We start from the raw sequence: 8,926 nt of genomic DNA on the forward strand, positions 1-8,926 counted from the left end.
GTAGAGCACCAGCAGGTTCTCCGGCGCCAGCGAGGCGAGCCGCCGGGGAAGCCGGTCCAGCTCGCGCTCCCAGGCCACGGTCCCGCGGCGGGCGCCCACGAGCACCACCACGTCGTCGGGGCGCAGCGTCGCGGCGAGCGCCGCGGGGAGGGCGTCCCAGCCGGGGACCGCCTCCACGTCGATCGGGACTTCCGGCGGGACGGCCTCCAGGTGCCCGCGGTAGCGATCGGCGTCGCCCCCCACGGCGAGCGCCGCCACCCCCGCGCCCAGCCGCCCGGCGATGCGCTTGACGACGCCCACCGCGCCGTAGAAGCCGCGGGCCCGGTCCACGTGCGGCGGGAGCACCAGGACCAGCCGCCGCGCGGTGTTCAGCGGCGTCTTCAGCCGCGCGACGAGGACGAGCTGTTCCGTGCGCTCCAGGAGCTGGTCCAGGACCTCGTCCATGATCCCGGAGCGGCGGCTCCGCAGCCCGTCCCACCCCGCCACCACGGTGGTGGCGCGCGTCTCCGCCATCCCGCGCGCGATCCCCCCGGCGACGCTCCGGTCCAGCCGGGGGAGCGGATCCACGGGGACGTCGGCGCCGGCCGCGTAGACGGCGGCGTGCCGGAGCACCTTCTCGGCCGCGGCCACCCGCGCCGCCGCGCCGGTCCCGTCCGGGGGGACCACCGTGAGCGGGCGGAGCGGCTCCGCCGAGCCGGGCGCGCGGACCAGGAAGGCCAGCTCCAGGAGGCGCTCGGCGCTCTCTTCGTCGGGCAGGGGGACGACGATCCGCTGCGGGGCCTCGTCGGGGCGGTACGGCTCCAGCGCCTCGCGCAGCGCCAGCCGCCGGCCGTACCGCTCCACCACCCAGGGCCCCAGCGTGCAGGTGACCAGGATCATCATGATGGCGCCGTTGAGCACCGTGGCGTCGAACAGCTCGATCCGGTAGCCGATCAGCGCGGCGGCGAGGGTGGCGGCGGCCTGCGGGACGGAAAGGCCGAACATCGTCCACCCCTCCTCGGGGGAGTAGCCGTAGACGCGCTGCGTGAGCCGGGCGGCGGCCCACTTCCCGGCGATCACCGTGACCGTCATCCCGCCCATCACCAGCCAGGCCCGCGCGCCCCCCGCGAAGACCCGCACGTCTACCAGCATCCCCACGGAGAGGAGGAAGAAGGGGATGAACAGCGCGTTCCCGAAGAAGTGGATGCGGTTGGCGAGCGGGGAGCCCTCGGGGATGAGGCGGTTGAGCGCCAGCCCCGCCAGGAAGGCGCCGATGATTGCCTCCACCCCCGCGAGCAGCGCCAGCGTGGAGGCGGCGAAGAGGGAGGCGAGCACGAAGACGTACGCCCCCGTCTCGCCGTCCTCCTCGCTGCGGAAGAACCAGCGCGCCAGCCGCGGTAGGCCCAGCATCACCAGCGCGGCGAACACCGCCAGCGACCCCATGAGCCGGGCCCAGAAGGCGGCGTCCAGCTCCCCCTCCGTGGAGGCGGCGACCACCGCCAGCACCAGCAGGGCGACTAGGTCCGTGACGATGGTCCCCCCCACAGCGGCGGTCACGGCGGTGTTCTTGGAAATGCCCAGGCGGCTGGCGATCGGGTACGCCACCAGGGTGTGCGAGGCCAGCATGCTCCCCAGGAGGATGCTCGCCGCCCAGGAGAACCCCAGGGCGATCCCGACCCCCGTCCCCAGCGCCTGCGGAATGAGGTACGTGGCGGCGCCGAAGGCCAGACTCCGGTCGCGGTTGCGGCTGAAGCCGTGCAGGTCGATCTCGATCCCGGCAACGAACATCAGGTACAGGAGCCCCACAGTACCCAGGAGGACGATGGTCTCGTCGCGCTCCAGCAGCCCCAGGCCCTTGGGGCCCACCACCGCCCCTGCCACGATCAGCCCGATGATCCCGGGGACGCGGAAGCGCTCGAAGAGGAGCGGCGCCAGGACGAAGCTCGCCGTGGCGATGGCGAAGACGATCACCGGGTCGGCGAGGGGGAGCCGGAACAGCTCCGCCGGGGTGCTGGTGGCGAGGAGCACGTGCGGGGGCGCTCAGCGGACCAGGGGACGGACCGCGCGGGTGCGGTCCAGGTGAACGACCGCGTCGAACTGCTCGCGGAGCACCGCGTGGAAGTAGTGGCTCTGCCGCTCCGAGGCGGGGAGGTACACCACACCGATGGCCCGCTCCAGCCGCCGCGCGGCCAGCGGGTCGTCCGCGCCCCGGCCCCGCAGCGGGAGGAAGAAGGCCGGGATCCCCGCCTCGTGGAAGAGCGCCGCGAAGCTCCCGGGGAGCGCCGGACGCACGTCGCGCTCCTCGCCGGGGGCGCCCCACTCGCGGGCGGCCATGACCCGCCCGTCGTAGGTGGTGAAGCCCACCAGCACCGCGCCCTCCCCGTGGCGCTCCCGGGCGAGCTGGCCCAGGCTCAGGTCGCCCCGCTCGCCCATGTGCGTGGCCCGAGCGTCGCCCACGTGGGTGTTGTGCGCCCAGACGACGGCGCGCGTGGGGCGCCCGTCGGCCGCGGGGCGGGCGAGGAGCGCTTCCAGCGTGGCCATCATGTGGCGGTCGCGCAGGTTCCAGGTGTTGACCCCCTCGAAGAGCCCGCGGAAGTACGCCTCGGCGCCGGCAACCACCGAGGCGTTCCGCTGCGCGCCGAAGAGGTCGTCCGCCCCGGCGGCGTCCGCCGTCCGGGCCATCGTCTCGGCCAGCTGCTCGGCGGCCTGCGCCTGGCAGGAGGGGGCGGAGCCGGCCTCCACCGCCTGGCCGTAGGCCTGCGGGCTCCCGCGAAAGCGCGCGAAGCAGGAGTAGCGGCGGCGCGCCCGCTCGGCGGCGGCCGGGTCGGTCCGCTCCAGGTAGCGGACCACCTCGTCGGCGGAGGTGAAGAGCGAGTACACGTCCAGCCCGCGGAAGCGCACCGGGGCGGCGCCCGCGGGGAGGGCGGCGTTGTGGGCGCGCATCCACTCCACCAGCTCGCGCACCTCGGCGTTCCGCCACATCCACAGGGGGAACTCGGTGAAGCCGGAGAGCGCCTGCGCGGCGTTCGGGTCCGTCCCCGCGCCGCGGATCCAGCGGTCCACGCGCGCCGCGGCGGGCCACTCGCCCTCCACGGCCACCTCGGTGAACCCCTTCTCCTCCACCAGCCGGCGGGTGATGCGGGCGCGCTCGGCGTAGAACTCGTGCGTGCCGTGGGTGGACTCGCCCAGCAGCACCACCCGGGCGTCGCCCACCATCGCCATGAGCGCGTCCAGGTCCCCCGGCGCGCCCGTGAGCGGGACCGCCGCCTGGCGCACGGCGGCCACCGCGCCGGGATCCGGCGGCGGGTCGGTGGGAAGCGCGCTCCCCCCGTTCCCACCCGCGCACCCCGCGAGCGGGAGGAGGACGGCGGCAGCGAGCACGAGCGATCGGTGCAAACGTCGGTACAGCATGGTGTTCCCGGTTCCGTTGCTCCCGGCCGCGGATGCGTCGGGGAGCCGTGGCACGGCAGGAACCGGGCCGCGGAACATATGGCGCCATCACCAGGGGGGCCTGGCACCGCGATTGCGTTGCTGGGGGTGTCCCTTTCCCGACGTCTTCCCCCTGGACGTAACACGATGACGCTGGTGGAGGAGTCCGCGCCCGATGCCGCGCAGCGCGGCGGCGGGCAGGACGCGGCCGAGCGAGGTGGCACCGGCGGCGATCCGGCGGAAGCGGTCCCGCTCGTCCTGCTGGTGGAGGACGACCCCTGGATCCGGAGCGCGGTCCGGGCGCTCCTGGAGCAGGAGGGCTACCGGGTGGCGGAGACCGAGCTCGGGGAGGAGGCGCTCCCGCTGACCCGCCGCCTTCGCCCGGACGTGGTCCTCATGGACCTGGTGCTCCCCGTGATGAGCGGGCTGGACACCGTCCGCTCGCTGAAGGAGCACGCCGACACGGCCGCGGTCCCGGTGATCGCCACGTCGGGGCTCCGCCTCCCGGGAGCGGACGCGCTCGCCGCCGCCGGGTTCGCGGGCTCGCTGGGCAAGCCGTACCGCGGGGCGGAGCTGTTCGCGGAGCTGCAGCGGGTGCTCGCCCGGCGGGGGGCCTGACGGGGCGGCCCCGCGCGGCTGAGCGCTCGCTCGCAGCACCGCACCCCCAGGTCGAAGGACGCTCCATGGAAGAAGCTCCCCGCCCACCGTTCCGCAACCGCATCCTCGCCGGGCTCCCGGAGGAGGTGCTGGAGCGGCTGCGCCCCGCGCTGGAGCCGGTGGAGCTGAAGCTGGGACAGGTCGTGGCCGAGCCCAACCGCCCCATCGGGCACGTCGTCTTCCCGGAGGAGGGGATCGTCTCCATCGTCGCCGTCATGCTGGACGGGTCCGCCGTGGAGACGGCGACGGTGGGGAGCGACGGGATGGCGGGGCTCGCGGTGTTCCTGGGGGCCGGGAGCATGGCCGGGGAGATGTTCGTGCAGGTGCCGGGGCACGGGCACCGCATGGCGGCCGACGTGCTGCGGGCGGAGGTGAGCGGCGGGGGAGTGCTCTTCGACCTGCTGGGACGCTACGCCCAGGCGCTCTTCACCATGCTGTCGCAGTCGTCCGCCTGCAACCGCAAGCACCCGCTGGACGCGCGCTGCGCCCGCTGGCTCCTGCTTACGCACGACCGGGTGGACGGAGACGCCTTCCACCTGACGCACCTCATCCTGTCGCAGATGCTCGGCGTCCGCCGCGCCACCGTCAGCGAGGCGGCGGGGAGGCTCCAGGCGGCCGGGCTCATCGAGTACAGCCGCGGCCGCCTCACCATCCTCGACCGCCCCGGGCTGGAGCGCGTGAGCTGCGAGTGCTACGCGATCATCCGCAGCGAGTTCGCCCGCCTGGTGGAGGGCGTGGAGTGGCCGAGCCCGCTGGACGGTGCGTGAGTGCGTGAGTGCGAAGTGCGGGAACCGGCAGGGGCCTGCCGTGGCCCCTACCGGTCGCGCAGGTACTGGTGCACGAAGGTGACGGCCATGGAGCCCTCCCCCACCGCGGAGGCGACCCGCTTCACCGAGCCGGCGCGCACGTCGCCCGCCACGAAGATCCCGGGGACGCTGGTCTCCAGCAGGTAGGGGTCGCGGTCCAGCGGCCACTCCGGGGGCGGGCCGTCGTCGCGCAGCATCTCGGCGCCGCAGAGGATGTAGCCCTGGTCGTCGCGCTCCACGGTGCCCTCCAGCCAGCCGGTCTGCGGGACGGCGCCGATGAAGACGAAGAGCGCGTGCGCCACCACGGACTCGGTCTCGTCGGTCTTCACGTCGCGGATGGTGATGCGCTCCAGCCGCCCCTCGCCGTGCGCCTCCGCCACGGTGTGGCCGGTGCGCACGTGGATGTTGGGCGTCGCGCGGATGCGCTCCAGCAGGTACTGCGACATGCGCTCCTCGATGGAGTCCTCCAGCACCAGCATGGTGACGCTGCGCGCATACCGGGCGAGGAGCATGGCCGCCTGCCCGGCGGAGTTCCCACCGCCCAGGAGGTAGACGTCCCGCCCCCCGACGGCGTGCGCCTCCGCGCCCGCGGCGCCGTAGTAGACCCCCGCTCCCACCAGCCGGGGGCACCCGGGGGCGTCCAGGATGCGCCACGCCACCCCGATCGACAGGATCACGGCGTGGCAGCGCAGCTCCTCGCCGTCGTCCAGCTCCACGTGGCGGTACCCTCCCACGGCGCGAACGCGCGCCACCCGCCGCGCGGACAGGATCTCCACCCCGAAGCGCTCCGCCTGGGCGACCGCGCGGCGGGCCAGCTCCGCCCCCGAGAGCCCCTCCGGGAAGCCGAGGTAGTTCTCGATGGCGGCGCTCTGCCCCGCCTGCCCGCCGGGCGCCTCCTGCTCCACGATCAGGGTCCGCAGCCCCTCGCTGGCCCCGTACACCGCGGCGGCCAGCCCCGCGGGCCCGCCGCCCACGATGATCAGGTCGTAGAAGGGGCGCTCCGCCTCGGTGTGCAGCCCGATCCGCTCCGCGATCTCCACGTCGGTGGGGTCGGCCAGCCAGCTCCCGTCCCCGAACACCAGCACCGGGAGACGGTCCGCCGGGGCGCCCGCCTCCTCCAGCAGGGCGCGCCCGCCCGCGCCCCGCTCCAGGTCGATCCAGCGGTAGGGCACGCCGTTGCGGGCCAGGAAGTCGCGCACCTCGTGCGACTGCGGCGACCACTGGTAGCCCACGACGCGCACCGTCTCCTGCAAAGCTCGGTCGTTCATCCTCCTCCTCTCGTGCTACGCGTCCAGCTTCTCCCCGCGCAGGTGGATCTCGCGGTTGCTCCCCTCCAGGAACCGGTCCTGGACCGCCAGCGAGCCGTCGCGGACCATGAACACCCCCCTGGAGAGGACGTGGACGATCTCCAGGGTTCCCTTCTCCAGGAGCACGACGTCGCCCATCCGCCCCTTCTCCAGCACCCCCTTCTCCTGCAGCTTGAGGGTGCGGGCCGTGTTCCGGGTGACCAGCGAGAGCGCCTGCTCCATGGGGAAGCCCTCCTCCACGACGCAGCGGCGCACCTGCTCGTAGAGCACGCGCGGGCTGTTGGTCCCCGCGTCGGACGAGGCGGTGATCCGCTCCGGGTCGCCCCCCTCGTCCAGGTAGAAGCGGAGCCACTTCGGCAGGTCCTCCTCCACCGTGTCCACGTCCACGCTCGCTCCGCGGTTCGCCAGCTCCACGGCCTCGCGCATCAGCTTCTCGCTGCGCTCCACGTGCGTGGCGTACAGCCACTCGGGCTGCACGTCGTAGCCGTCCAGCAGCTCGCGCAGCGGGGCGAGCCGGCGGTCGCTCTCCCCCACGTGGAAGTGCGTGAGCCCGGCCTTCCCCGCGAGCATCCCGCCCACGTAGCAGTCGGTGGCGATGCGGGCGAGCTCCTGCACGGGCGGGTCCATCCCCCGCAGGTCGGAGATGGCGATCTCGCCGGCGCCGATCACCTCCTCGATGAACATGAGGTCGTCCCGCACCGACCCCATGATGGAGGTGGGGGGGACGTCGTAGCCGCCGGTCCAGACGAAGGCGTTGAGCCCCTGCTCCTTCAGCCCCTTCACCTTGGCGAGGAGGCCGGGCATGGTCTTCATGGTGGTGTCCACCCCCAGCACCCCCACCACCGTGGTGATCCCCCAGCGGACGATCTCGCTCACGAAGAACTCCGGCGTCTGGCTGCTGAACCCCTTCTCGCCGCTCCCCCCCAGGAGGTGCTGGTGCGGGTCGATGAACCCGGGCACCACCAGGCAGTCGGTGGCGTCGACGACCTCGCACTCCACCCCCAGCGCCTCCACGGCGCGCCGGTCCACCTCCCCCACCTTGGCGATCCTGCCGTCGGTGAGGAGGATGGACGGGCTCCCCACCGGCTCCGGCGTGTAGACGTCGCCGTTCTCGATCAGCGTCAGCATGCGGCGCTCATTCCCGGTCCGTCGGCGCGACGACCACGGCGGTCGGCGTGGCGTAGTCCAGCACCCCGTGCACGCGAGGCGAGATCGGCTTCTTCATCGGTCCTCCTCGGGAGTCGTGTCCGTGGCGGACGGGCTCACCCGCCGCGCCGCAGCCTCTCGGCGGCCTCCATCACGGCGCGCTCGGCGCGCTCCACCAGGTCGGCGGTGGTCCCGGGCACCCGCTCCGCCGCCTGCTGCGCAGTGCCGGGGAGCGTGCCGGGGCCCATGCCCAGCCGCTCCAGCATCTCCGCCGCCCAGCGGTAGTGCTCCTCCTCGTCGGCGGCGGCGCGGCGGACCACCGCGTCCACGTCCGGCGGGTGGAGGCGGTCGGCGTGCCGGCGGTACTTGTCGCGCACCTGCCCCTCGTTGGTCTTGAAGGCGGCGAGCACCGCGCCGTGGTCGCCCAGGTCGCCCAGCGCCTGCACCGCCAGCTTGAACACGCCGGTGGGGAGGTGTGGGATCGCCACCGGGGTGCCGCCGTAGCTGCGGATCAGCTCCTGGAGCTCGGCCACGTGGCGCTCGTGGTCCGCGCGATAGCGCGTCAGCGCCTCCCGGTAGGCGTCCATCGGCAGCGCCTGGATGGCCAGGGTGTAGGCCCCCACGGCGTCCTGGTCGAGCTGGAGCAGGTCGTTCAGCTCGGCTACCAGCTCCGCGTCGTCCGGCATGGTCTCGTCTTCGCGCATGGTCGCTCCGTCGGGCCTCGTATGTCCTTTCGCTGCAATTCTCTCCCCGCGAGTCGGGCGGTGCGGAAGGAGCAAGTCGGATGCCCGGAACGCCCGACCCGGCGCCGCGTGGGGAGGGGAGCAGGTGCCGAGTTTAAGGCGTGCTGCTCCCGGACCCCGGGCCGAACGCGGATGGTCCACGAATTGCGCAAACCTGCGACGTCTGCGCCGTCTGTTTCGGGCGCGGATCCCTGCCGTTCCGCAGTACGCCGGCCCCTTCCCGCGGGTCGGCGGGCTCACCAGCCGCAGCGAAGAGCATGAAGACCCTCGCCAGCATCAGCCGGTACATCGACGCGACTTCCTCGCGCCTGGACGACCTCGCCACCCGCGCGCGGACGGTGGGCGACGGGGGCCGCCCGATCGTACAGGAGTCGCTCCTGCACCTGGCGTCCACGCTGGAGGAGCTGCGGGTGAGCGAGGAGGAGCTGCGCGCGCAGGCCGACGGGCTGGCGTCCTCGCGCGAGGGGGTGGAGGGCGAGCTGCGGCGGTACCGGGAGCTGTTCGAGGGGGCCCCGGACGCCTACCTGGTCGTCGACACGCACGGGGTGATCCGGGAGGGGAACCGCGCCGCAGGGGCGCTCCTGGGTCTCCGTGCGGAGTCGCTGGAGGGGAAGCCGCTGGCGGTCTTCGTCCCGGAGGACGACCGCCGCGCCTTCCGCCAGCAGCTCCCCTGGGTACGGGAGACGGAGCGCATGGACGGGTGGGAGCTCCGGCTGGCGCCCCGGGGCGGCGAGCCGGTGCGGGTGGAGGTGACGGCGACCCCGTCCCGGGGCGGCTCCGGCGTGGTGGACGAGCTCCGGCTGACCCTCCGCCCCGTGCGCCGCGCGAAGGCGGAGGCGGCGCCCGCCCCGGCCGAGGC

Annotated in this window: 8 protein-coding genes; 3 read left to right on the top strand and 5 right to left on the bottom strand. The window is 74.0% G+C overall.

The window, feature by feature from the left end; genetic code table 11:
• Positions 1–2,007: cation:proton antiporter (locus tag VGR37_06240; protein ID HEV2146980.1), on the bottom strand; the 2,007-nt coding region annotated here is incomplete at its 3' end.
• Positions 2,008–2,019: 12 nt separating this feature from the next.
• A complete protein-coding gene (locus tag VGR37_06245; GenBank protein HEV2146981.1) occupies positions 2,020–3,360 on the bottom strand; it encodes an erythromycin esterase family protein in 1,341 nt (446 codons plus the stop codon).
• Between the two features lie 195 nt (positions 3,361–3,555).
• Here VGR37_06245 and VGR37_06250 point away from each other — a divergent pair, with 195 nt between their 5' ends.
• Positions 3,556–4,026, top strand: a complete 471-nt coding sequence (locus tag VGR37_06250) for a response regulator (protein HEV2146982.1) — start codon at positions 3,556–3,558, stop codon at positions 4,024–4,026.
• A 65-nt stretch (positions 4,027–4,091) separates the two neighbouring features.
• Entirely contained in the window at positions 4,092–4,832 is a 741-nt protein-coding gene (locus VGR37_06255) for a Crp/Fnr family transcriptional regulator (GenBank protein HEV2146983.1), read from the top strand.
• A gap of 47 nt (positions 4,833–4,879) precedes the next feature.
• Here the strand turns inward: VGR37_06255 and VGR37_06260 are convergent, their stop codons facing one another.
• The 3 genes from VGR37_06260 to VGR37_06270 all read right to left on the bottom strand — a co-directional run bounded on the left by VGR37_06260 (position 4,880) and on the right by VGR37_06270 (position 8,028).
• On the bottom strand, positions 4,880–6,139 hold the full coding sequence (locus tag VGR37_06260; GenBank protein ID HEV2146984.1) for an FAD-dependent oxidoreductase: 1,260 nt from the start codon (positions 6,137–6,139) through the stop codon (positions 4,880–4,882).
• Between the two features lie 15 nt (positions 6,140–6,154).
• The gene (locus tag VGR37_06265) at positions 6,155–7,306 is read right to left on the bottom strand and encodes an amidohydrolase family protein (protein ID HEV2146985.1); all 1,152 of its coding nucleotides are present in this window, start codon (positions 7,304–7,306) and stop codon (positions 6,155–6,157) included.
• Positions 7,307–7,440: 134 nt separating this feature from the next.
• Positions 7,441–8,028: a ferritin-like domain-containing protein gene (locus VGR37_06270; GenBank protein HEV2146986.1), complete on the bottom strand. Its 588-nt coding sequence runs from the start codon at positions 8,026–8,028 to the stop codon at positions 7,441–7,443.
• Positions 8,029–8,324: 296 nt separating this feature from the next.
• Between VGR37_06270 and VGR37_06275 the strand changes: the two genes are divergently transcribed.
• Positions 8,325–8,926 (top strand): PAS domain-containing protein (locus VGR37_06275; GenBank protein ID HEV2146987.1); only part of this gene is annotated, 602 nt, incomplete at its 3' end.

Source organism: Longimicrobiaceae bacterium, assembly GCA_035936415.1.
Taxonomy (GTDB): Bacteria; Gemmatimonadota; Gemmatimonadetes; order Longimicrobiales; family Longimicrobiaceae; genus JAFAYN01.